The organism is Anoxybacillus sp. EFIL (genome assembly GCF_013096955.1).
GTDB classification, from domain to species: Bacteria; Bacillota; Bacilli; order Bacillales; family Anoxybacillaceae; genus Anoxybacillus; species Anoxybacillus ayderensis.
Genome location: NZ_SDLH01000005.1, coordinates 61,242 through 85,969 on the forward strand (window position 1 = coordinate 61,242; position 24,728 = coordinate 85,969).

Genomic DNA, 24,728 nt, shown 5'->3' on the forward strand with positions numbered 1-24,728 from the left:
GAAAAAACATGGAAAATCAAACAGGTTTTCGTGTAAAAGTGCAACGATTTGGCAGTTATTTAAGCGGAATGATTATGCCAAACATCGGAGCATTTATTGCGTGGGGAATTATTACTGCATTATTTATCCCGACAGGTTGGTTGCCAAACGAAACATTCGCTAAATTAGTTGGCCCAATGATTACGTATTTATTGCCATTATTAATTGGTTATACAGGGGGAAAAATGATTTATGACGTTCGTGGTGGTGTCGTCGGTGCAACCGCAACCATGGGGGTTATTGTCGGTTCAGACATTCCGATGTTTTTAGGTGCCATGATCATGGGTCCGCTTGGCGGATATGCCATTAAACAGTTTGACAAACTTGTTCATGGAAAAGTCAAACAAGGTTTTGAAATGTTAGTAAACAACTTTTCGGCAGGTATTATTGGTGGGTTACTCACATTAGTCGCTTTCAAAGGAATTGGTCCAGTTGTTTTAGGATTGAACAAAACATTAGCAGCAGGCGTAGAAGCAATCGTTAACGCGAAATTGTTACCTTTAGCAAACATCTTTATTGAACCAGCAAAAGTATTATTTTTAAACAATGCCATTAACCATGGTATTTTAAGCCCGCTTGGTATTGAGCAAGCAGCAAAAACAGGAAAATCTATTTTATTCTTGCTTGAAACAAACCCAGGTCCAGGTCTTGGTATTTTACTTGCTTATTGGTTATTCGGAAAAGGGATGGCAAAACAATCAGCGCCAGGTGCGGTGATCATCCATTTCCTCGGAGGAATTCACGAAATTTACTTCCCTTACATTTTAATGCGCCCAGTACTCATCTTAGCTGCAATTGCCGGTGGTGTGAGCGGGGTGTTTACATTCACATTATTTAATGCAGGTCTTGTTGCAGTTCCATCGCCAGGAAGTATTTTTGCGCTACTTGCTATGACGCCGCGCGGTCATTACTTAGGAGTTCTTGCTGGTGTAATCGTTGCTGCTACCGTTTCTTTCTTAGTGGCATCATTCTTCTTAAAAACATCAAAACAAGAAGAAGGCAATTTAGAACAAGCGACAGAACAAATGCAGCAATTAAAAGGAAAGAAAAGCAGCGTGGCTTCAGCTTTAAGCACTGCGGCGCCAAAACAAGTGAGAAAAATTGTTTTTGCTTGTGATGCAGGAATGGGATCAAGTGCGATGGGTGCTTCCATTATGAGAAACAAAGTGCAAAAAGCTGGACTTGATATTGAAGTAACAAATACAGCGATTAATCAATTGCCAGCGGATGCAGATGTGGTTATTACTCATCAAAATTTAACAGATCGTGCGAAAGAAAAATTACCAAATGCATACCACATATCTGTGGAAAATTTCTTAAATAGTCCAAAATATGATGAATTAATCGAGATGTTAAAAAAAGGTGAATAACGAATAAACAAACAAAAAGGTAAGTGAACAGCTTACCTTTTTGCTTCTTCATTTAAAAAATGTCAACATGTAAAGTGACGAAAAAGCGCTTTCTATTTGTTGTTATTCGAGAAAAGTGACGGTAAAATTTTTCTTGAAAAGCAAACATGTTTTAAAAAAATGTCAACAATCGTTGCTAGATGGGAGGTGAGTGTGTGTATATATCAGCGAGAGAAAGAAAAATATTAGATCTTTTATTAGCGAACCCAAAAGGAATTACAGTAGGAGATGTCGCGAAGCAATTAGATGTAAGCGAACGAACGGTTCACCGTGATTTAAAAGGTGTTGAACAAGTTGTTGAATCGTATGATTTACAACTCATAAAAAAAGCAGGTGTTGGTATTCAAATCGTCGGAGAAGAAGAAAAAAAGCGACAGCTACAAATGCATGTATTTCGTTTATCACATACGGAATATACACCTGAAGAGCGGCAAACGATGATTTTAATTGCTTTATTAGAATCAGGGGAACCGGTGAAGTTAGTCTCTCTTGCGAATGATTTAAACGTAACAGTCGCCACGATCAGCAACGATTTAGACAAGATGGAAGAAAAGGTAGAAAAACATGGCCTTTCCCTCATTCGAAAAAGGGGATATGGGGTCGAAATATGTGGCTCCGAAGCAGCAAAACGTAAAATGATGAGCGAACTGTTATTTGATCATTTTGATGAATCACAATTTCTCTCTTTAATGAAAGAGTCTATTCAAAAAAAGTCAACAGATTTAGTAAATACGGTAACAGAGAAGTTGCTTGGGCTTGTTGATAAAGAAAAATTGTTTATGATCGAACAACAAATTGAAGCGATGAAAGAAAATCTTCCGTTTACGATTGCCGATAGTTCGTATATCGCTCTCGTTATTCATCTGGCGTTAGCCATTGAGCGCATTGTGCAAGGAGAGGCTATCCATTTTGATGCCCAACATTTACAAGCGATTCGTGCAACGAAAGAATATGAAACAGCAGAAAAAATCGCAAAAAAATTAGAAGAAGTTTTTCATGTTGTGATTCCCGAAGAAGAAATTGGTTACATCACGATGCATTTAATGGGTGCAAAGTTAAGAACTCGGCGTGGCTATATGTTAGAAGAGGCGAGTTTAGCAATCGCGATGAAAGCGCAAGAGCTCATTCGTTTTGTGAGCGATAAAATAGGGATTGATTTAACGGACGACTATCCGTTGTACGAAGATTTAATCGTCCATTTAAAACCGGCTTTATATCGTATACAACATCATATGGGCATTACTAATCCGTTGCTTCATAAAATTATGCAGGACTATAGCGAATTGTTTCATATTGTGCAACAAGGTGTACAGCATGTATTTTCAGATATAACGGTGCCGAAAGAAGAAGTTGGCTACTTAGTTCTTCATTTTGCTTCAGCGTTATTGCGCGAAAAGAAAGGGTTACGTGCACTCGTTATTTGTTCAAGCGGAATTGGGACGGCAAAAATATTAGCTACACGTCTCAAACAAGAAATTCCAGATATTTCCTATATTGAACAAAAGTCGTTTTTTGACGTTCGACATATGGATGTGCACGAATACGATTTGATCGTATCAACGATTCCACTTCATACGTCGCAACCATATTTTCTTGTGAATCCGATGTTGCCGGAAGAGGAAGTTGTTGCAATTCGACAATTTTTAAAAACGAAAACGTTTTCTATGCGTTTTCGAAAAACGAATCCATCGAAAAAAGGGATTGAAAAAATTCGTTCGATTCACTTGGTAAGTGAGACAATCGTTCAACTGTTAAACAGTTTTTCGTTGCTCGAATTATCGTCTCATTCCATGAATGATGCATTAATGTATGCTTGCACACATCTTGAACGACATGGAGCCATTCGAACGAAAGAAATCGTCGTGAAGGAGTTGTTGCGACGGGAGCAAATCGGTGGATTAGGAATCCCGAATACTACTTTAGCGTTGTACCACGCGCGAAGCGAGGCTGTTTTGCGACCATCTTTTACGATGTATACACTAACACAACCAAAAACGATCGTCGGTATGGATCAGCAACCGATGCAAGTGAATCGTCTTTTGTTGTTGCTTGCACCTCAAGATGCGCAAGACGATATGTTGCAAGTGCTTAGTCATGTCAGTTCGCTCATTATTAAAGATGAAGAAAGTATAGAGTTATTTTCAAAAGGTAATAAAGAACAAATTTATGCGTTTTTAAGCACACAATTAGAAAAGTTTTTTTACGAACAACTTCAACATCATAAGGAGTGAATCACAGTGGCAGTGTTAGCAAAAGAAAATATTGTACTAGATGCAGATGTAAAAACGAAAGAACAAGCGATTCAATTAGCAGGACGTATTTTAGTTGAACGAGGGTACGTAGAGGAGTCTTATATCGACAAAATGTTTGAGAGAGAAGCATTAACTTCAACATATATGGGGAATTTTGTAGCAATTCCGCACGGCACGGAAGAAGCAAAAAAACTTGTGAAACAAGCAGGTTTATCCATTGTTCAAGTGCCGAATGGCGTTGATTTTGGAGGAGGAAATATCGTCAAAGTTTTAATCGGTATTGCAGGTAAAGATAATGAGCATTTAGAAATTCTTTCAAAAGTTGCGATTGTATGTTCAGAAGAAGAAAACATTCAAAAAATGATTAAAGCAACGACTGAAGATGAGATTTTAGCACTATTAAATGAGGTGGAATAATATGTTAGCTGTCCATTTTGGAGCAGGAAATATAGGAAGAGGATTTATCGGAAGTTTATTATCTCAGTCAGGGTACGATGTTGTGTTTGTTGATGTAAACGATAAAGTTGTACAAGCGCTTCAACAAAGAGGGCAATATGAAGTGATCATCGCGGGAGAGACGACAGAAGCACAAGTTGTTCGCAATGTATCAGCATTGCATAGTCAACATCAAAGACATGAAATTATCGATCAAATTGCGCGTGCTGACTTAGTGACAACAGCTGTTGGACCAAATGTGTTATCGCTTATTTCACAGACAATTGCAGAAGGATTGCAAAAAAGAATAACGGTATGTTCTCAGCCTATACATGTTATTGCTTGCGAAAACATGATTGGTGGTAGTGAGCATTTAAAGAAATATGTATGGGAACATTTATCAGAACAAGAACAAACATCTTTAAAAGATAAATGTGCATTTTTAAACTGTGCAGTCGATCGTATCGTCCCAAATCAAAGTCACGACGATCCGTTAACCGTTGTCGTTGAGCCGTTTTTTGAATGGGTCATTGAAACGAAAGAAGTGATTGGAGATATTCCACACATAATTGGAGCCCATTTTGTTGATGATTTACAACCATACATCGAAAGAAAATTGTTTACTGTGAATACAGGTCATGCGATCGTTGCTTATTTAGGATATCGTAAAAAATATGAGACGATCCATCAAGCGATGGCAGACGGTGATATTTTATCGAATGTGACAAACGCTTTACGTGAATCAGGGCGAGTACTTGTTCATCAATACGGTTGGGATGAAGCTGAACATCAAGCGTATATTGAAAAAATTGTTCAACGATTTGTCAATCCTTCTATGACAGATGAAGTGACACGGGTAGCTCGTTCGCCAATTCGCAAACTCGGACCAAACGATCGGCTCATTCGTCCAGCGATGAAATATTATGAATGCTTTGGAGAAGTTCCTACATCTTTAGCCAAAGGAATCGCAGCATTGTTGTTATTTGATTATGAAGGGGATGCAGAAGCAGTACAACTTCAAAAAACGATAAAAGAAAGCGGAGTAGAAGGAGCACTTGAAACGTATGCGAAGCTCCCGTCTGATCATCCGCTTGCGGGCGAAATCAAAAAACAAATGCTTTATATGTAGGGGGCCATCTTTATAGATGGCTCTTTTTACTTGGGTTTCTTTTTCAAAAAAGTGCGAATGATTTCGGCAATAACTCCGATAACAACGCCAAACAATGAAATAGTGAGAAAAGAAATGATGCTTGTTATATCGCTCCAGCCATCGTGCAAATCGGTAACAGAAATAAACAACATATAAATCATTCCAATGATGAAAAAAGCAAAAGATATGATAACAAACGTCGTTTTACCAAAAAAACCACCTATTCCGATGATGCATGATAAAATGAGGGATATGATCGCAAAACCAACGAGTTGCTTAAAGTCCATATCCATGTTAAGCAATAAACGAGATGCGAGCAGCGCACAAAGAAAGAGAAAAAACAAAAAAATGCTAACCACATACCATTGTTTCGATCGACTTTTAGGAAGTTTGATCATCGCTGTCACCCCTTGATTATTTTCTTATATTATATCGCACCGTGAATTGGGCTGAACAGAACAATGAAGAAAATTGTCTTGTTGCTTATTTTTTTGTTTTAAAATAGAATGATAGAGTCAATTTTACATCATGGGTGAATGTAATGAAACGATTATTTGCGATATATGTGACGCTCATCTCGTTGCTTGGATGTGCATTATTTTTATATACATGGCCGTTTTCAGACGTGAACGTACAAAACGAATGGTTTTTGTTATTGTTGTTTGCTGGGGCTGTGGCATTGCTAGATCGGTATTTAATATGTTTGCCACCTAGCGGTAATTCATTTACATTAGAATCATCCATTTATTTGTCTTTACTTTTTGTTTTTGGATTGAACTATACACTAACCGTCTTAATACTAGGGGGCTTTATTGTATATTTTACTCATTTTCGCAAAATGGTTTGGTGGAAACATGTATTTAATTTTTCCGTCTATACGATTATGATATGTAGCGCTTATTATGTTTACATTGTATTTGGAGGGATAGTTGGAGATATATCTTCCAGTTATTTGTTTGCTTATGTATTTTGTTTCCTTACCTACTTTATTTTAAATGCCATACTTATGTCTATATATTTTTCCCTTCATTCATCTGCGAATTTTATTGTTGTATTAATTAATACGGTAAAAGAGGTTGTATATATTTATGCTGTTACAATGATAGTATCTCTCATATTATCTATTTTATTTTATTTTGATCCATTATTTGGTCTATTTTTATATACATTTATTATGTTGCTGCTTTCTTCAACTTTTCATCAGTATTCTCGACTATATGAGAAATTAGAAGACGATAAAGTATACATTGAACAATTACTCAATTCATTGCCTGTTGGTCTGATCACAATCGATAATTCAAAGTCGAACAGTTTTATTAATAACTCTGCAACTACATTACTTGGTTTAGATAAGAAAGAAATTAAACAATTAGTTGAACAAGAAAGGAAAAGTGAGAAAAATCCTTATTTTTGGGGTATTATGACTCGTTGTGATCCGTTTCAACAAGTCAAAGTATCATATGAAAGAGATGGAGAGGAAAAAATATTTCTAGTGTCGCAATCGAATTTGCATAATTTATATGGTGAAATAATAGGTAGAACGATTTTCTTCCTCGACATCACCGAAATGGAACAACTAACGAAGCGAATACATCAATCGGAAAAGTTGGCGTTAATGGGGGAAATGGCGGCGAAGGCAGCGCATGAAATTCGCAATCCGCTTGCGGTTATTCACGGTTTTTTAGCGTTTATGAACGAAAATTTACATGAACGCGATCGCGAACAATATCATATTCCACTTTTATTAAAAGAAATTGATCGCATCAACGCAATTGTCGAAGATATGCTTCTGATCGCAAAACCGAGCGCCCCAGTGATGAAAGAAACGTATATCGAAACGATCGTTCAAGACGTTCTTTCTCTTTTTCAACAAACATTAGAAGCAAAACGTATACGCGTGCACGTGCGCCTTGAGCGCGTGCCGTTACAGCTTGATTCGAAACAAATGATGCAAGTGTTATACAATTTGCTTCACAACAGCATCGAAGCGATGGAAGAAGGCGGAACGATTTGCATATATTCCGATGTCGATGAGACGTACAACATGTACATGTACGACTCTGGAAGCGGCATTCCGACACATATGCAGGAGACGATTTTTGAACCATTTATCACAACGAAGTCGTCAGGTACAGGATTAGGATTAACGATCGTCAAACGAATTATTGAAAACCATGGCGGAACGATTGCGCTTCACGACAGCTCGGAACAAGGAACGACGTTTGTCATTAAGCTACCCATTCGACGGTAAAAAGAGTAAAGAAAAAGAGGTGTCCGTTACGGGCACCTTTGCTATATATTTTTTATTTCCATATAGAAGGCAGTTAAAAATTTTTTTACGTTAATTCGGCATTTTGTTGCTTTTTCCCCAGCTTCTAACTCTTGCATGCGCAGGCGAATTTCTTCAAAATCAAACAAGCGTGGGGCAAAATGCTCAAATGTCGGATTTGTGTAATCGGCTAACCCGAGTGACGATAAGTGTGTAAACGCTTGTAGCACCATGCGGCGGATGCGTTGTTCCATCGCACGTATTTCTTTTTGCACAAGTTGCTCTTCTTTATACACACGTTGCACCATTTGGGCGTATAGCTCTTTCAATGGCGGCAAGTCGTGAATCGATCGCCCTTGTTGTTCTTGTTCCGAAAGCCAACGCATAATAGCTAATAAATCGGCTGCCCCCGCTTCGCCAGCGATGCCTAAGATGAGAAGAAGCTGTCGTGCCTTTTGTTCAGTCGTCGCTTCATGGGTGGCGAGTGGTTGTTTCGTTTTTTCTAGCGTTTGCAATAGGCGGCGGATGGAGTCAAGCGATGAAGCGACAGAAAGGTAGTCGGCGACTCGTTTTAAAACCGAGACGACTTCGTAACGGTTAATCGGTTTATGGATATATGTATCGATGCCGTGAAGATACGCTTGCCCAATCATTTCTTTATTTTCTACTTGGGAAATCATGATAAATGGGCCGGTAAACCCTTGCGCGCGCAGCTTTTTCATCGTTTGAATGCCATCAAGCCCCGGCATAAGCAAATCGATAAGCACGACATCGACAGCATATAGCTGGTCGATTGATACATCTAGCCCGTCCTCCGCTTGCCCCACGACTTCCCCAAGTCCGCTTTCATGAATCACTTTCTCTAACATTTTTCTTACAACCGCGTCATCTTCAATTAGAAAAAAGCGCATGGCATCCTCCCCTTATAGTTGTTTGCTAGGAATGTTTATTTGAAATTGCGTTTGCCCATTTTCGTCGGTTGTTAATCGTATATTTCCATTGAAACTATGAACAATTTCTTTCGCGTGCGTTAGCCCGATGCCAGTGGATGGGTTGCCGTGTTCATCATATTTGGTTGTAAACCCAAGCTCAAACACCCAATCGCGCTCGTCTTCTGGAATTCCAGGACCGGAATCAGTGACGGTAAAGACGAGGTCGCTGTCATCAAGTTCAGCGCGAAGCTGAATCCATCCGGATAAGGGGATTGCCTCTACCGCATTGGCGACTAAATTATTCAAGACAGAAAGAAGGGCGTAGACGTGCCTAGTCGATAAGTCGAGATCGCACGTGAATTGAAAAGCAATTTCTTTTTTTAACAATTCCGCATATTTTTGATTCGCACGAATGACCATGCCGCAAAGCTCAGCAATCGACAGGCGCAAATCGCGCTGTTCTTGGTTCATTAATTCTGACAGGCCAGCTAAAATGCGCTGCGAATCTTTTTTTACTTCGTGGACATGTTCTGCGATATAAAGCGCGGTGCGCGGTTCAATCCTTTTCCCATCCATTAACATTGTGTATAGCTCGTAGCTTTTGCGTGTAATGTCCTCCATATGGCTCATTGATTTGCGCAAATAAAACGCTTCTTCATAGAGGCTGGCGTTCATCATCACGAGCCGTTCGAGCTCTTGTCGTCTGGCTTCTCCTAACGTTTGCATTTGTTGAATCATCAAAATGTTATATAGTCCAACAACACAAAAACTTCGCAAAATTCCGAACAAAAGCAGCATAAAAATCGTTTCATGCGTGACAGCAATCGTTTCGCCCATTAGATGACGGACAAACAGTTCGATAATATTAGAGGCGAAATCAATGCTTGCCCCGAGCAACGCAACATGAATAGGAAGCTCCATATAATTACGAAGTCGAAGCACGTGAACAAATAGGGCAAAAGCGAGATAATAGCACGCAGCCGGAAGATGAGAAAGAAAATGATCGCTAAAAGATTTGTCGTTCATCAGTAGGTCGATGCTTGTCCGAAATAGAGAAATAAAAAGCCCTGTGAACAAACCAGTCCATACAACCGGCACGGTGCGAAACCAAATAAGCCCAAAAAAGAAAACGGCGCTTCCGAGCGAAAAGCGAAACGAACTTCCAAATGGATTCACTTTCATTTCTCCGAAAAAAGCGGTTGCTATGATGAGAAGCAAGATTGGTAGCATCCGTTCGCGCATACATATCTCCTTTATCTTGGAAATAATAATCTCCATTTCCTATTATACAGGAAACGGAGATTCATTGTTACGTATGTTTATGCTCAAGTCTTCGCGAAACGAGCGAAAGGGAGTAGTTGACGACAAAGTACATGACGGCAACTAATAGGAAAATAGGAATGACATAGTTGACGTTTTGGCCGTTAATAATTTGCGCATGGTTCATTAATTCTGGCAAGGCGATGACGACAGCAAGCGACGTATCTTTCAAAAGCGAAATAAACTGCCCGACAATTGGGGGAACCATGCGGCGCAATGCCTGCGGCAAAACGATATGCCATAACGTTTGCGTATAGGTGAGACCTGATGAGCGTGCCGCTTCTATTTGCCCTTTTTCAATTGAATTCAGCCCGCTCCGCACAATTTCTGATAGCATCGCCGATTCGAAAATGACAAGCGCTAAAATCGCAGCATAAAACTTATCAAGTTTGAATCCGACTTCAGGGAGCGCAAAATACGTAAAGAAAATAATTAATAACAGCGGCAAGTTCCGAATCGTCTCCACCCCGACGGCAAGCACTGGAGAAAGAAAAGGAATACGGCTATACCGTAGCACGCCAATAATAATCCCAATGAGAAAACTAAAAAAAATGGAGAGAAAGGCAACTTCAAGAGTAACAACAAATCCTTCCAATAAAAACTTCAAATGCGCAGGAGCATAGGCACCGACAAAATCCATCTCTCACTCCACCTTTACCGACTTTTTGCTAGGCGGCGTTCTAATGCGCCAACCCCTAAACTTAATGGAATTGTTAAAAGTAAATAAAATAATGCAACGAAAATATACACATCAAATGTTACAAACGTCTCTGACGAAATTAAGTCACCGAAATACATCAAATCAAGCCCGGCGATGACCCCGAGAACCGATGAGTTTTTTACAAGGTTAATAAATTGGTTGCCCATTGGCGGGATGACGATTTTTACTGCTTGTGGTAAAATCACATGCCACATCGCCTGCAAATACGTTAGTCCCGATGAGCGAGCAGCTTCCATTTGTCCTTTCGGAACGGCAAGAATGCCGGCGCGGATGACTTCGGCAATAAACGCTGCCGTGTAAACAGTTAAGCCTAACGTGCCGGCAGTGAATGAATCAAAGCGAATGCCGATGGCAGGCAACCCGACAAAAAAGACGAAAACGATTAAAATGAGCGGGATGTTGCGAATAAATTCGACATAGGCAGCGCCAATCCAGTTTAATGGACGAATGGGCGCGATGCGAAAAACGGCCATTACCGTTCCGATCGCTAAACTGCCAATTAACGCGAGGACACTTGCCTTTAATGTATTGGAAAACCCTTGCATATACATATCCCAATGTTCGATCAGAATCGAGTAGTCAAGCACCTTGTAGCCTCCTTTCCAAATGAACAAGAGATGAGCGGATATATTTCCGCTCATCGTCATGTCATTATTGTTTTGGCTTTTCGCCAATCCATTTTTCGTAAATTTTATCGTATTCGCCGTTTGCCTTGATTTCTTTTAAGTATTCGTTAATGACGTCTAATAATTCTTTATCGCCTTTGCGAACCGCAATTCCATACGGCTCTTCCGAGAACGTTTCATCGACGACGCGGAAGTTTGGATCTTGTTTTGCCATTCCAAACAACAACGCATTGTCTGTCGTGAGCGCATCGCCTTGTCCTGCTTTTAGTGCTGTAAATGCTTCGGCGTAGTTTTCAAATTCTAGCACAGTTGCTTCTGGTGCTTTTGCCCGAATGTTTTGCGCGGAAGTCGAGCCTTTTGCCGTTAATACCGTCACGCCTTTTTTGTTTACATCAGCAATCCCGTTAATGTTGCTGTCTTTTTTGACGAGCAACGATTGGCCTGCCATAAAATAAACGTCGGAGAAGTCAACTTCTTTTTTCCGCTCTTCGGTGATCGTCATTGTCGCGATAATTGCATCAATTTCGCCGTTGTTTAGCATCGGAATGCGCGTTTTGGATGTTACTTCTTTTAGCTCAATTTTGTTTTCATCGCCAAGAATTTTTTTCGCTAATCCTTTCGCGATGTCGATATCAAAGCCTTCTACTTCACCCGTTTGCGGATTTTTTAAGCCGAAAAGGTTCAGATCATATTTCACGCCGACGACCAATTTGCCGCGTTCTTTAATTTTGTCTAACGTCGTTTCTGCTGCTTGTTCTTTTTTGTTGTCCGTTTTGTTTTCTGTCGTTGTTTCGCTGCTGCAGCCGACTAAGGCAGTGGCGCTGAGCATGGCGACAAGCCCAAGCCCAATCATTTTTTTCCAAACCGTTTTGAACATGAAAAATTTCCCCCTTTAAAATTAATGATTTAAAATCCGGCTAAGAAACAGGCGCGCCCGTTCTTCACGCGGATTGGCAAAAAACTGTTCTGGTGGTGCTTCTTCTAAAATTCTCCCTTGATCCATAAAGACGATGCGGTCAGCGACTTCCCGCGCAAATCCCATTTCGTGGGTGACGACAACCATCGTCATCCCTTCTCTTGCAAGTGTTTTCATGACATCAAGCACCTCGCCAATCGTTTCTGGGTCAAGGGCGGAAGTCGGTTCGTCAAACAACATAATTTTCGGTTTCATCGCTAGTCCTCTAGCGATGGCGACGCGCTGCTGCTGGCCTCCGGAAAGTGCTGTCGGGTAGGCGTTCGCCTTATCGGGAATACCGACTTTTTCTAAATAATACATCGCTGTTTCTTTCGCTTCTTGTTCTGGCACGCCGAGCACTTTCATCGGTGCTAATGTAATATTTTGTAAGACGGTTTTATGTGGATATAAGTTAAAATGTTGAAAAACCATGCCGATATTGCGGCGCAGTTTGTTAATATCGGTGTTTTTATCGTTTACTTTCACGCCATCGACAATCAGTTCGCCGCTTGTAATTGTTTCTAGGCGGTTAATGCAGCGGACTAACGTACTTTTTCCAGAACCGGACGGCCCGATAATCACGACGACTTCACCTTGTTGGATAGTGAGATTAATATCTTTTAAGACGTGAAAGTCTCCGTAATGTTTATTCACTTGATGAAAATAGATCAATACGCCCCCTCCTTTCTATTTTTCTACTATTTTTTCTTTTCTGAATTAAATGTAAAATAAACCTACGGAAATCTACAAAAAACAACAAGAAAACAGCGAAAAAATTTTTCCGTGGGGGTAATTTTTTACGATAATATGAAAATGATAATTTTTATCATCACGAAGAGAGGTTTGCACCATAACAAAAGGAACGCAAAAAAATATTCAGCTCACTTTATGATGTGGGTGAATAGTTACATATACATTTTTGCAGCGGACGTATAAAAATAGTGAAACGAAAAGGTTGTTTAGGGAAATGCAAACCGTGTAAAAAAGGATCGTTTGTACTCATCGATGGAGAAATGGTGAAAGGCAATACAGTCGATGAGCTGTTTTGTGAAGCAACCCATCGCCTAATGAAAGACTGGTGGGAATTTCGTGGGAAGTAGGGGGCTTTGGTTCGATGATGGCAGTGGTGTTATTCATTTTAGCAGGGCTTGCGGAAATTGGCGGCGGCTATTTAATCTGGCTTTCGTTGCGTGAATCCAAGCCTGTTTGGTACGGATTAGTTGGGGGAGTGATTTTTTATCGTTTTATCATTATTGTGGGGATGGCGGGTAGATAAAAAACGCCAGATATAGATGATTGGCTCGAAGGAATGATTTGCTTAACAGGTGCCGGTGTCATGTTATTGAGATCGCGAAGTTAAACTTTAGTTTAGTAATAAGGCACTATATTAATTTGTTAAAAAGTGGTAAAAAATAATTGACAGTTCGTGAAAGGACCTTTACAATGATGATAGATCATTAGTTTTTTAGAAAATTTAAAAAATAGGTGTTGATATACGTTGCTAAAAAAGACAGGCGGAAGAATTGGCCGCAATGCGATATTGCTTGCTTTGATGGAAGAAGAAGAGGAGCAAGCGCTGCTTGAGCACTTAGCTACATTGCGGTGGCGTTGTTGCAAAGGAAAAGTTGGAGCCATGGAACTGCAAAAAATTGTAGCCGCCATCGAAACAGCAGCCAAACGAAACGGTGTCGTGAATGGAGAGTTGTACCGTGAAATGCATGCTTTATATCACGCCGTTGTCGAAGCGATGCAAGGGGTTACAAGAGGCCAAGTAGAATTAGGTGATTTCATGCGAACGGTCGGTCTTCGCTTTGCGGTTGTACGCGGAATGCCATATGAAAACGAAGCAGAAGGCGAATGGATTGCCGTGGCGTTATACGGAACAATCGGGGCGCCGATTCGTGGGTTAGAGCACGAAACAATCGGATTAGGAATTAATCATATGTAGCCTATAGATCTTTAGTTTAGAAGGAGGCTATTCCACCAAATGGTGGTGTAGCCTCCTTCTTTATTTCATTAAAGGAATGGGGTGTGAACGTGGTCATTTTAACTGGACACACGTTAACGTTAGAGCAGGTTAAACGGGTATTGTATCAAAATGAAGCAGTTATTGCATCGAAGGACAGTATAGATGCAGTCAAAAAAAGCCGGCAGGCGGTCGAAGAAATCGTTGCCAACAAACGAATTGTATACGGGATTACGACGGGGTTTGGAAAGTTTAGTGACGTTTTTATTGAAGCAGACGATGTAGAAGAGTTGCAGTGGAATTTAATTCATTCACACGCTTGTGGGGTAGGTGAGCCGTTTCCAGAAATCGTTTCGCGTGCGATGCTTTTATTGCGGACCAACGCGCTCTTAAAAGGTTATTCCGGCGTTCGCCCGGTCGTCATTCAACGGTTGCTTGATTTATTAAATGCGCATATTCATCCAGTCGTTCCGCAGCAAGGTTCTCTCGGAGCGAGCGGTGACTTAGCGCCGCTATCGCATTTAGCGCTTGCATTGCTTGGTGAAGGAGAAGTGTTTTACCGCGGGCGCCGTATGCCTGCGCTCGCTGCGTTGACACAAGCGGGCATTGCTCCTCTTTCATTAAAAGCAAAAGAAGGATTAGCGCTTATTAACGGCACACAAGCGATGACAGCAATGGGGGTCGTCGGTTATTTGGAAGCAGAGCAGCTCGCTTATGAAAGTGAGTTAATCGCGGCGTTAACGATGGAAGGATTGCGCGGCATTATCGATGCATTTGATGAGCGCGTGCATCGTGTGCGCGGTTACCGACAACAAACGGAAGTGGCCAAACGCATCCGTTCGTATTTAGCTGGAAGTAAACTGACGACGACACAAGGCGAATTGCGTGTCCAAGACGCCTACTCGCTTCGTTGCATCCCGCAAGTGCATGGCGCTTCTTGGCAAGCGCTCGACTATGTAAAGGAAAAACTAGAAATTGAGATCAACGCCGCCACTGATAACCCGCTTATTTTCGATCACGGTGCAACCGTTATTTCTGGCGGGAACTTCCACGGACAGCCGATTGCTTTAGCGATGGACTTTATGAAAATTGCTGTGGCAGAACTGGCCAACATTTCGGAACGACGCATCGAACGGCTTGTTAATCCGCAACTAAACGATTTGCCACCGTTTTTAAGTCCAGCACCTGGGCTACAATCGGGGGCAATGATTATGCAGTATGCGGCCGCGTCACTTGTATCGGAAAATAAAACGTTAGCACACCCTGCAAGTGTCGATTCGATTCCGTCATCAGCCAATCAAGAAGACCATGTCAGCATGGGAACGATCGCTTCCCGTCATGCCTATGCGATTATTCAAAATGCGCGGCGCGTCTTGGCGATTGAACTCATTTGTGCGTTGCAGGCCGTCGAATATCGTGGAGTGGAACAAATGGCACCAAAGACGCGCGCGTTTTATGAAGCGGCGAGGAAAGTCGTTCCGTCCATTACAAAAGACCGCGTCTTCGCAAAAGATATCGAGGCAGCGGCAAAATGGCTGAAGGATGTGGAAGGGGATTTTTTTCTACAAACGATAGAAACAGTAACTAATAGATGAAAGGGGATATGAGGATGAGACGTATTCAAGCAAAAAAAGGATTAGAACTCGAATGTAAAGGCTGGGAACAAGAAGCGGCGTTACGCATGTTATACAACAACTTAAATCCAGAAGTAGCGGAAAAACCAGAAGAGTTAATTGTCTATGGTGGCATTGGGAAAGCGTCGCGAAATTGGGAAGCGTTTGACGCCATCGTTCGGACATTGCGCACGCTCGAAAACGATGAAACGTTATTGATTCAATCTGGAAAGCCGGTCGGCGTGTTTAAAACGCATGAACGGGCGCCGCGCGTACTTTTGTCAAACTCTGTCCTTGTACCGAAATGGGCGACGTGGGAGCACTTTCATGAGCTCGACCGAAAAGGATTAATCATGTACGGTCAAATGACAGCGGGAAGCTGGATTTATATCGGCACTCAAGGCATTTTACAAGGAACGTACGAAACATTTGCTGCGGTAGCCAAACAGCATTTTGGCGGGACGTTAAAAGGAACGATTACGCTTACTGCTGGATTAGGCGGTATGGGCGGGGCACAGCCGCTGGCGGTAACGATGAATGAAGGGATCGTCATTGCAGTAGAAATCGATCCAAACCGAATTCAAAAGCGGATGGATACGAAATATTGCGACCGGATGACGTATTCGCTCGACGAAGCGCTTCGTTGGGCGCAGGAAGCGAAAGAAAAAGGGGAGGCGTTATCGATCGGGCTTGTTGGCAACGCCGCCGAAGTGCACCATGAGTTGTTAACACGCGGTGTGCATATAGACATCGTGACCGACCAAACGTCTGCCCACGATCCATTAAACGGCTATGTACCAGAAGGGCTATCGTTAGAAGAAGCGGCTGAATTGAGAAAAAACAATCCAGAACAATACGTCCGCCGTTCAAAACAAAGCATGGCAAAACATGTAGAAGCTATGTTAGAGTTCCAAAAACGCGGTGCGATCGTTTTTGACTACGGCAACAATATTCGCCAAGTCGCTAAAGACGAAGGAGTCGAAAACGCCTTTGCGTTTCCAGGGTTTGTTCCTGCGTATATCCGTCCGCTATTTTGTGAAGGAAAAGGACCGTTCCGTTGGGCAGCGCTATCCGGCGATCCAGAAGATATTTATCGCACAGATGAACTAATTAAAGAACTGTTCCCAGAAAACGAGGCGCTCTTGCGCTGGATTGATATGGCACAAAAGAAAGTGGCGTTTCAAGGGCTTCCTGCGCGCATTTGCTGGCTCGGTTATGGCGAGCGGGTGAAAATGGGGCTAGCGATTAACGAATTAGTACGCAAAGGCGAAGTAAAAGCGCCGATTGTCATCGGGCGCGACCATTTAGATTGCGGTTCGGTTGCTTCTCCAAACCGCGAAACAGAAGCGATGAGAGACGGAAGCGATGCTGTCGGAGACTGGGCGGTGCTCAATGCCCTCATTAACACTGCTGCCGGAGGCTCTTGGATTTCGTTCCATCACGGTGGTGGCGTTGGCATGGGCTATTCGCTGCATGCGGGAATGGTTGTCGTTGCCGATGGAACTGACTTAGCGAAGGAACGGCTCGAGCGGGTGTTAACGACCGACCCTGGCATGGGCATTATCCGCCATGCAGATGCGGGCTATGAACGAGCAATTGAAGTAGCGAAAGAAATGAACGTTCATATCCCAATGCTAAGGGGGGAAATATGATGGATACGCTGATTGTAAATATTGGGCAGCTGTTAACGATGGAAGGGGACGGACCGGTAAAGGGGGAGCAGATGAAGATGCTCCCTTTGATCGAACAGGCAGCCGTGGGAATAAAAAATGGACGCGTGGCGTGGATTGGTAGCAATGAAGAAGCAAAAACCATTTCTGCTAGTCATCTCATTGACGCAGAAGGAAAACTCGTCACGCCCGGTCTTGTTGATCCGCATACCCATCTTGTCTTCGCTGGTTCGCGCGAACATGAACTTTCGCTAAAGCAGCAAGGTGTTCCGTATTTAGACATTTTAAAGCGAGGTGGCGGCATTTTATCGACTGTACGCGCGACGCGAGCAGCAAGTGAAGAAGAGTTGTACGAAAAAGCACACGTTCATTTGGACCGCATGCTTTCTTACGGGGTAACAACGGTCGAAGCGAAAAGCGGATACGGGTTAGACGTGGAAACAGAACGGAAACAATTACGCGTCGCGAAGCGCTTACACCAAACGCATCATGTAGATGTCGTGTCAACGTTTTTAGGCGCCCACGCGATTCCTACAGAACATCAAAACAATCCTGATGGGTTTTTACGACAAATGGTGGATTTGCTAGATGTCATTAAACAAGAACAGCTTGCCGATTTTGTCGACATTTTTTGTGAAACGGGCGTATTTACTGTCGAACAGTCGCGCACCTTTTTACAAAAAGCAAAAGAAAAAGGATTTGCCGTCAAAATTCATGCCGATGAAATTGACCCGCTTGGTGGGACGGAGTTAGCGGTGGAAGTTGGAGCGGTAAGCGCCGATCATCTTGTTGGAGCATCGAAAGCAGGAATTCAGCAGCTTGCTCATGCAAATACGATAGCAGTGCTGCTTCCTGGGACGTCGTTCTACTTAGGAAAAGGAAAGTATGCAAAAGCGCGGCAAATGATCGACGAAGGAGCAGCGGTGGCGCTTGCGACAGATTTTAACCCAGGTAGCTCGCCGACAGAAAATTTACAATTCATTATGACGCTCGCTGCGCTCTATTTACGGATGACCCCGGAAGAAATTTGGCATGCGGTAACGGTCAATGCGGCATATGCGATCAATCGCGGGCAAGACGCTGGACGAATTATGATTGGAAGAAGAGCAGATATCGCCATTTGGGACGCACCGAATTATATGTACGTGCCATACCATTACGGAATTAACCATGTTCGAATGGTGCTAAAAGACGGGAAAGTTGTGAGCGAAAGGAGAAAAGGCGATGTTTCCGCATCTTAAAGAAGCAGGCAAAGCGAATTTTCAAGATCGTTATGTGACAAAAGCAAATGAATTGCTCATTTCGTGGGACGGAAAGCATGGTAGCAGCATCGGCTTGATTGGTGCACCGCTCTCGAAATCATCGATTAGCCATTCGGGAGCAGCGTTCGCCCCACAGGCCATTCGGCAAGCGCTATCGTTTTATAGCACATACTCTATCGAATCGGGAATGGATTTAGTGGATATTGCGGTTACTGATTATGGCGATATAGTAATGCACCCGACTGATATTGCTGCGTCACAAAGACGCATTGCGGAAACAATCGAGCGAGTTGTTGCGTTACAGCCCGAGTCGATGTGGATTGTCCTTGGAGGCGATCACTCCATCACATATCCAGTCGTTAGCGGCTGGCAAAAACAAAAAGGGACAATTGGCATTATCCAGTTTGATGCCCATCATGATTTGCGCAATTTAGAAGACGGGGGACCAACAAACGGTACGCCATTTCGTCGGTTAATCGAAGCGGGCGTCATCGATGGCAGCCGGCTTGTGCAAATTGGCTTGCGCGACTTTGCGAATAGCCGCGCGTATACGGAGTATGGAAAACAATGCGGGGTTACGATGTATACGATCGAAGAGGTGTACCGCCTCGGTATACAAACGATGATCGAAAAAAGTATGCAGATGTTATCGGGCGTGGACGCGGTGTATGTATCGGTCGATATGGATGTGCTCGACCAAGCGTTTGCCCCTGGGTGTCCAGCGATTGGTCCAGGCGGCATGGATAGCCGCACGTTGTTGCACGCTATTTCGCTACTTGCGCGCTATGAGAAGGTGCAGGCAATGGATATTGTCGAAATCGACCCGACGATTGATTTTCGGCAAATGACAAGCCGGTTAGCGGCATGGATAATTTTACAGTTTTTAAAAGGGAAAAAAGAAAGGGTGTAGAGGAACCCTTTCTTTTCATTTGCACGCAAAGTGCTATTATTTTCTCTGAAAAGAAAAAGGACGATTTTTGTTTTGGGCAAAATAGATCGACAAATAAATGCTACGTTTGTATGATTGAACTGAAAGGAAGCTGAAAGGAGAACAAAGATGGCTTTAACATATGAGCAAATTGTTCGGATTTGTAAGCAAATTAACGACAAGCATATGCCCGACGGACAAGCGTTCGTTGATGCGGTTGATAAATGGTTGGAACGATATGATGGGGAAAACGGAAAAGAATTCATGTTTCAAGCGTTTAAAAAATTGCTTTCGCTTGTTGATGAACATATTCATACAATTGAGCGCAAAGTGAATATTCGCCCAACTTGTACAAAAGGGTGTACACACTGTTGCTATTTTCCCATTATTACGACGCGTGCAGAAGCAAGATGGATGATGGCTCATATCGCTAAACTGCCAAATGACGAGCAAGAACGCATATATAAGCATATACAATGGTATACTCAACACTACGCGGAACAAATAAAGCGAGTAGAAACGTTAGATTTTACAGAAGAGAGAAATTTTAAGAAAATATATATGAAAGAGCAATTACCTTGTATATTTTTAAATCCCCAAACAAATACATGTTTCATTTATGATGTACGACCTATTCCATGTCGTACGTATGTAAACTACTGTTCACCGAGTGTATGTGCGGAATCACATATGCCTAATGAACCGTTTAGTTATGAATTTTTATATGAGTTTTATATCGAGTCGCTTCATGATTTGATTCAAACGCTCATTTATGAAGGGGAAGATGTAGGAATCGACTATCCAGACGATTTGTTTACGATGGACTATTTGTTTTGTTATTTTATTAACGAAAAGAAATAACAGTGTCTAGCGCTCATATAAGCGCTAGACATGGTTTGCTTAAATGAGTTGTTCATATATTTCATTTAAATGATGAACTCGAACAGCATCTTGTTCTTCTTTTGCATACTTCATTTCTTGACGAAGCATGCGATCTAAAAATGTCGCTTCTTTTTGCGATAAATCCCGAACGAATTGTTCCTCGTTTTTGTATGACTTACTCATCAGTTTTTTATATAAATGAACGGCTATCGTGTGATGCCGATCAGCATAGTTTGCTAATGCCTCACGCAAATAAGCTAACGTTTGGTTCAACCGCCCCACCTCCTCAACAGTAGGGTAAGCGGTTTCGTGGTTAATTATGTGCGTTATACGAAAATCTCCTGTAAAATAGGGTCTTCGTCAAGAAGTTGAATGGCACGCTTCCGGTATTGTTCATCATGAATATACGTATAACGGTTTGGTTTGATCGTTGGTGCGATGTTGATTGCTTCTCGATATTCTTTTTTATTTAAACGTAATGTTTTAACGTAGTCAAAAAATCCGGTACGTGTAAACACTTTTGTAATGCGTTCCGCCCGATGTTGTTGTACGTGTGCCATGATATACGTAGCGATCCCAACTTGAATGCCATGCATATGCGGTGATTCGCTAATTTGATCAAGCGCATGGGAGATTAAATGTTCAGAGCCGCTAATGGGTGCGCTATTCCCGCTAATAACTGTTGAAATGCCGCCCATTGTTAAAGAACTAATTAATTCTTTTAAAAAAATGGGATGCTTAATGTTTTGCATCGGCGTACGAATGAAGCTGTTGACCGCTTTTTTACTAATCATCGCCGCAAAAGCGTTTACCCGACTGACTCCGTGGTTTTGTTCAAATTCCCAGTCATACAAAGCTGTAATATTCGACATTAAATCCCCGACGCCCGCTAAAATAAAACGATCCGGCGCCTGTTGAACGATACGTAAATCAGCTAAAATGCCAAATGGTACTTTAGCGGGAACGGTTGTTTTTTTACCGTTGACAAGTAACGAGCAGTTTGTGCTTGCAAACCCGTCATTTGACGCAGATGTCGGTATGCTAAGAAACGGCACTTGTCGTAAAAACGCCATATATTTACCGCAGTCAATGACTGCTCCGCCACCCATAGCCATCATGACATCACAGTGAGGAAGTTCAAACGCCTTTTTCATAATGTCAACGATATCAAGCTGGGGTGGTAAGCAAACAGTGTGAACAGCAGCGGATGAAATCGCTCGCTTCATTTCTTTCTCGTACGTTTGATAAGTGAAATCATCAAATAATATAACAGCTTTAGAAAAACGATACGTTTTCATCAGCTCGTCGATGCGACAAATGACACCTTCTCCAATTTCAAGAATGGATGGAATAGGGATGTTCATTTCAATACTCCTTTTTCTTGTAAATAACGTTCAACATCCGCAAACGTGTCCACAGGAACAAAAGGAATATGTTGTTCGCGCAACAACGATCGTAAAGCACCTTTTGCGAATGTCACATCTGCGACTTTCGCTGCGTGAACATCTGGTTCACTGTCGCCGATAAAATAAACCGTTTTGTACGTTTGTTTTAATGTACGAACGACACTTGATTTATCGATGCCGTATCGTTCTGAATAATGAATATGATTCGGATCGATGCGCATATGAATATTTTTATCATGGTAATATCCTTCGTTAGAAAAAATATCTACGCCACGTATGTCGTACTTTTTTAAAATATGGCGAATATAGTAATCCGTCCCCGCACTTAGCACGTAAAAATCGCCCCCGTTTTGCTGGATGCGTGTAATAAAGGGTAAAACCGTTTCGTCAATCGGAATGTTATAAATATCTTCAATAATTTTTTCTTCATCTTGATGAATGGATGTAAAGACGGTGCTTAAAAAGTCAATATCTTTTATTTTTCCGTCACGCCATTGTTGAAACAATTGTTTACCTTCAGGAAAATATTTTTCAATAACGATCCAATAAAAGTCTTGATGAGAGATTGTTCCATCAAAGTCAGAAACAAATGCCCATTTGTTCATAAGAAAACCTCCACTTTTGATAGGATATGCAATTAAACAGCACGTTCATCAAAGAAATCGAATCGCTTGAGCGACATCGTAGTCGCTTCGCTGTAATGAGGTAGACTGTCCGAGAATCATTTTGGATAGTTCGAAGCCGACGTATGGTCCGGCGGTCAAACCGGATGCCCCAAGGCCATTTGCAACGTAAAGCCCTTCGATCTGTGGGACGGCACCGAATACAGGTAAAAAGTTTGGTGCGTGAGGTCGGAAGCCGACACGTGTTTCTAAGTGAGTCCAATCAGCAAGATGGGGGGCGACGGTTAACGCTTTATGTAACACTTCGTACACTCCACCAGCAGTCACGCGACAATCGATGCCAGCACCATCTTCATGTGTAGCCCCAACGACAATTTTTCCTTTTGGGAAGGCGAGTATATATTGGTTGTTTGGTGGCATGACGACAGGCCAATGATCAGTATGTTGCTCAAGGTTTTGTAGATGGACGATTTGTGCTCGCTGGGGGGTAATGAGAGAATCAATACCTAGCGGTAAAAGTAACGATTTCGCCCAAACACCTGCCGCAACAATGACAGCATCTCCTTCGTAACGTTCATTTGCCACTGTAGCCCCAATGACTCGGTTATTTTTATGCAAAAGTGTCGCACTTCCTTTTATATATGTTGCCCCTAATTGAATAGCAGCATGAATAAGAGAACGTCGCAATGCGCGTCCGTCCACTCGAGCAGCTCCGCTTACATATAGCGCTTCGTATTCGTCACTTAATACAGGAAATCGTGTTTTTACGTCTTGTGAAGATAGACGAATAATCTCCCCAATTTCAGGCGCTTCTTCACGCCGGGTGTACAAACGTTCTTCCATGCTTTGTAACTTATTATCATCATGATGTAAACAAATGGCTCCGACACGTTTGTATCCTGTTTCGTGACCGTATGTTTGTAATTGTTCAATGAGATGGGGATAAAATGCCGCACCGCCTTTGGCAAGCGCATACCACTTTTTATTTCGCCGTTGTGACGTCCACGGGCAAATGATTCCTGCTGCTGCATCTGTTGCTTGCCCTCGGTCTTCACGATCGATTAAAATCACCTGCACTTTTTCTTTTGCTAGATGAAAGGCGATAGAAGCACCAACAATTCCAGCCCCGATGACGATATAACGATTCATTGTTCACACCTTTTCTTTCGTTGTTTCGTACCATTACAATAACATAAGACGTCAAAAAAGCAAGGGACACCCCTTGCTTTTTCAATAAAACCACTTAGCCATTTCATAATATAGTGGCATGCCGATCGTTAAGTTAAACGGAAATGTAAGCCCGAGTGCCATGCCAAGATAAATCGCAGGATTCGCTTCAGGGACAGATGCGCGCATCGCTGCTGGAGCAGCAATATATGAAGCACTTGCAGCAAGCACGCTAAGTAAAATTGTTCCTCCCAACGATAGCCCTGAATAATAACCGATCACTACTCCTAAAAACCCGTATACAGGGGGTAAAAGAATACCTAATGCGAGCAGTTTGATCCCATATTTACGTACGGCTGCAAGCTGATTTCCTGCTGTTAATCCCATCCCTAGTAAAAAGAGAACGAGAACACTTGGGTATAAATCAATAAACAACGGTTTAACAATCGTAAGGGCGCGTTCGCCGCCGATTAATCCGACGAGAAGGCTACCGACCATTAAAAAGACGCTTTTTCCAAATAATCCTTCTTTAATGATCGGTCCGTACACAGATGTAGCTGAGAAACGATATACTACTTCTTCCTTATATGAGCGATTTTCTAACAATTTCAATATGATGAGCGATACGATAATCGCAGGGCTTTCTAACAAGACGACAAAGGCATTCATGTAGCTTTCGTACGTAATATTTGCTTGTTCAACAAAAGCAAGTGCGGCACCGAACGTAACGATGCTAACGGATCCGTAAGTTGCTGCAATGCCGGTTGCATTTTTACGATCAATGCCAAGACGACGGCAAATCGCAAACGTAATAATTGGAATAATGATACCAAGCGACAACGTTCCAACTAACGGGCGAACGAGTTCATGAAAAGAATGTTCCGCAAGTTCAATGCCACCCTTCATTCCGATTGCGATTAACAAATAGATGCTTAACGATTCATTTAAGCCCGCTGGTAATTTTAAATCTGATTTGACGAGAGCAGCAATAATGCCAAGAATAAAAAATAAAATGGCTGGTGATGTTAAATTGTTAATAATCATTTCCTGCACAGCAATCCTCTCCTTCTATTTCTTTATTTTACATTCAACAAAAAAGCCGG

Annotated in this window: 25 protein-coding genes; 13 read left to right on the forward strand and 12 right to left on the reverse strand. The window is 42.2% G+C overall.

Annotated elements, in window-relative coordinates; all coding sequences use genetic code 11:
- The first annotated feature begins 8 nt into the window (after positions 1 to 8).
- The 4 genes from ES017_RS09225 (at position 9) to ES017_RS09240 (ending at position 5,264) form a co-directional block, all read left to right on the forward strand.
- Positions 9 to 1,409, forward strand: a complete 1,401-nt coding sequence (locus tag ES017_RS09225; RefSeq protein ID WP_021094847.1) for a PTS mannitol transporter subunit IIBC — start codon at positions 9 to 11, stop codon at positions 1,407 to 1,409.
- Between the two features lie 194 nt (positions 1,410 to 1,603).
- Entirely contained in the window at positions 1,604 to 3,679 is a 2,076-nt protein-coding gene (locus tag ES017_RS09230) for a BglG family transcription antiterminator (protein ID WP_042533984.1), read from the forward strand.
- Positions 3,680 to 4,117, forward strand: a complete 438-nt coding sequence (locus tag ES017_RS09235) for a PTS mannitol transporter subunit IIA (protein WP_035063189.1) — start codon at positions 3,680 to 3,682, stop codon at positions 4,115 to 4,117. It abuts the gene before it with no gap.
- A 1-nt stretch (position 4,118) separates the two neighbouring features.
- On the forward strand, positions 4,119 to 5,264 hold the full coding sequence (locus tag ES017_RS09240) for a mannitol-1-phosphate 5-dehydrogenase (RefSeq protein WP_021094850.1): 1,146 nt from the start codon (positions 4,119 to 4,121) through the stop codon (positions 5,262 to 5,264).
- Positions 5,265 to 5,290: 26 nt separating this feature from the next.
- On the opposite strand, the gene ES017_RS09245 is transcribed toward ES017_RS09240, so the two are convergent.
- Positions 5,291 to 5,683, reverse strand: coding sequence for a hypothetical protein (locus tag ES017_RS09245; RefSeq protein WP_021094851.1), 393 nt, complete (start codon positions 5,681 to 5,683; stop codon positions 5,291 to 5,293).
- A gap of 143 nt (positions 5,684 to 5,826) precedes the next feature.
- On the opposite strand from ES017_RS09245, the gene ES017_RS09250 reads away from it, so the two are divergent.
- Complete coding sequence (locus ES017_RS09250; RefSeq protein ID WP_042533986.1) at positions 5,827 to 7,536, forward strand: two-component system sensor histidine kinase NtrB; 1,710 nt, start codon at positions 5,827 to 5,829, stop codon at positions 7,534 to 7,536.
- Between the two features lie 41 nt (positions 7,537 to 7,577).
- Here ES017_RS09250 and ES017_RS09255 read toward each other — a convergent pair whose 3' ends face one another.
- From ES017_RS09255 to ES017_RS09280, 6 genes are all read right to left on the reverse strand, one after another.
- Entirely contained in the window at positions 7,578 to 8,465 is an 888-nt protein-coding gene (locus ES017_RS09255) for a response regulator (protein ID WP_021095747.1), read from the reverse strand.
- Positions 8,466 to 8,477: 12 nt separating this feature from the next.
- Positions 8,478 to 9,728, reverse strand: a complete 1,251-nt coding sequence (locus ES017_RS09260; RefSeq protein WP_075039074.1) for a sensor histidine kinase — start codon at positions 9,726 to 9,728, stop codon at positions 8,478 to 8,480.
- A gap of 67 nt (positions 9,729 to 9,795) precedes the next feature.
- On the reverse strand, positions 9,796 to 10,446 hold the full coding sequence (locus ES017_RS09265; protein WP_021095745.1) for an amino acid ABC transporter permease: 651 nt from the start codon (positions 10,444 to 10,446) through the stop codon (positions 9,796 to 9,798).
- Between the two features lie 14 nt (positions 10,447 to 10,460).
- Entirely contained in the window at positions 10,461 to 11,114 is a 654-nt protein-coding gene (locus ES017_RS09270; protein WP_021095744.1) for an amino acid ABC transporter permease, read from the reverse strand.
- Positions 11,115 to 11,178: 64 nt separating this feature from the next.
- Positions 11,179 to 12,030, reverse strand: coding sequence for a glutamate ABC transporter substrate-binding protein (locus ES017_RS09275; RefSeq protein WP_021095743.1), 852 nt, complete (start codon positions 12,028 to 12,030; stop codon positions 11,179 to 11,181).
- Positions 12,031 to 12,051: 21 nt separating this feature from the next.
- The gene (locus ES017_RS09280) at positions 12,052 to 12,780 is read right to left on the reverse strand and encodes an amino acid ABC transporter ATP-binding protein (RefSeq protein WP_009362713.1); all 729 of its coding nucleotides are present in this window, start codon (positions 12,778 to 12,780) and stop codon (positions 12,052 to 12,054) included.
- 269 nt (positions 12,781 to 13,049) lie between these two features.
- Here ES017_RS09280 and ES017_RS15990 point away from each other — a divergent pair, with 269 nt between their 5' ends.
- The 8 genes from ES017_RS15990 to ES017_RS09320 all read left to right on the forward strand — a co-directional run bounded on the left by ES017_RS15990 (position 13,050) and on the right by ES017_RS09320 (position 20,408).
- The gene (locus tag ES017_RS15990) at positions 13,050 to 13,208 is read left to right on the forward strand and encodes a DUF1450 domain-containing protein (protein WP_235045456.1); all 159 of its coding nucleotides are present in this window, start codon (positions 13,050 to 13,052) and stop codon (positions 13,206 to 13,208) included.
- 14 nt (positions 13,209 to 13,222) lie between these two features.
- A complete protein-coding gene (locus ES017_RS09290) occupies positions 13,223 to 13,384 on the forward strand; it encodes a YnfA family protein (protein ID WP_021095742.1) in 162 nt (53 codons plus the stop codon).
- A gap of 222 nt (positions 13,385 to 13,606) precedes the next feature.
- Positions 13,607 to 14,056, forward strand: a complete 450-nt coding sequence (gene hutP, locus ES017_RS09295; protein WP_021095741.1) for a histidine utilization transcription antiterminator HutP — start codon at positions 13,607 to 13,609, stop codon at positions 14,054 to 14,056.
- An 89-nt stretch (positions 14,057 to 14,145) separates the two neighbouring features.
- The gene (hutH, locus tag ES017_RS09300; RefSeq protein WP_035063551.1) at positions 14,146 to 15,669 is read left to right on the forward strand and encodes a histidine ammonia-lyase; all 1,524 of its coding nucleotides are present in this window, start codon (positions 14,146 to 14,148) and stop codon (positions 15,667 to 15,669) included.
- A gap of 14 nt (positions 15,670 to 15,683) precedes the next feature.
- Positions 15,684 to 17,339: a urocanate hydratase gene (gene hutU, locus ES017_RS09305; protein ID WP_235045455.1), complete on the forward strand. Its 1,656-nt coding sequence runs from the start codon at positions 15,684 to 15,686 to the stop codon at positions 17,337 to 17,339.
- Positions 17,336 to 18,598, forward strand: coding sequence for an imidazolonepropionase (gene hutI, locus ES017_RS09310; RefSeq protein ID WP_021095738.1), 1,263 nt, complete (start codon positions 17,336 to 17,338; stop codon positions 18,596 to 18,598). Before hutU ends, hutI begins: the two co-directional genes overlap by 4 nt.
- Positions 18,582 to 19,529 (forward strand): formimidoylglutamase, encoded by a 948-nt coding sequence (hutG, locus tag ES017_RS09315; RefSeq protein WP_021095737.1) that lies wholly within the window; start codon positions 18,582 to 18,584, stop codon positions 19,527 to 19,529. Before hutI ends, hutG begins: the two co-directional genes overlap by 17 nt.
- A gap of 147 nt (positions 19,530 to 19,676) precedes the next feature.
- Positions 19,677 to 20,408 carry a YkgJ family cysteine cluster protein gene (locus ES017_RS09320; RefSeq protein WP_021095736.1) on the forward strand — a complete coding sequence of 244 codons (732 nt, stop codon included), beginning with the start codon at positions 19,677 to 19,679 and terminating at the stop codon, positions 20,406 to 20,408.
- A gap of 39 nt (positions 20,409 to 20,447) precedes the next feature.
- Here ES017_RS09320 and ES017_RS09325 read toward each other — a convergent pair whose 3' ends face one another.
- From ES017_RS09325 to ES017_RS09345, 5 genes are all read right to left on the reverse strand, one after another.
- A complete protein-coding gene (locus ES017_RS09325; RefSeq protein WP_412093551.1) occupies positions 20,448 to 20,711 on the reverse strand; it encodes a sigma-G-dependent sporulation-specific acid-soluble spore protein CsgA in 264 nt (87 codons plus the stop codon).
- Positions 20,712 to 20,755: 44 nt separating this feature from the next.
- Entirely contained in the window at positions 20,756 to 21,793 is a 1,038-nt protein-coding gene (locus tag ES017_RS09330) for an iron-containing alcohol dehydrogenase family protein (protein ID WP_042533991.1), read from the reverse strand.
- A complete protein-coding gene (locus tag ES017_RS09335) occupies positions 21,790 to 22,440 on the reverse strand; it encodes an MtnX-like HAD-IB family phosphatase (RefSeq protein WP_021094585.1) in 651 nt (216 codons plus the stop codon). The genes ES017_RS09330 and ES017_RS09335 overlap by 4 nt, the downstream gene beginning before the upstream one ends.
- A gap of 48 nt (positions 22,441 to 22,488) precedes the next feature.
- Positions 22,489 to 23,607 (reverse strand): NAD(P)/FAD-dependent oxidoreductase, encoded by a 1,119-nt coding sequence (locus tag ES017_RS09340; RefSeq protein WP_021094586.1) that lies wholly within the window; start codon positions 23,605 to 23,607, stop codon positions 22,489 to 22,491.
- A gap of 81 nt (positions 23,608 to 23,688) precedes the next feature.
- Entirely contained in the window at positions 23,689 to 24,678 is a 990-nt protein-coding gene (locus tag ES017_RS09345; protein ID WP_021094587.1) for a sodium-dependent bicarbonate transport family permease, read from the reverse strand.
- Positions 24,679 to 24,728: the final 50 nt, after the last annotated feature.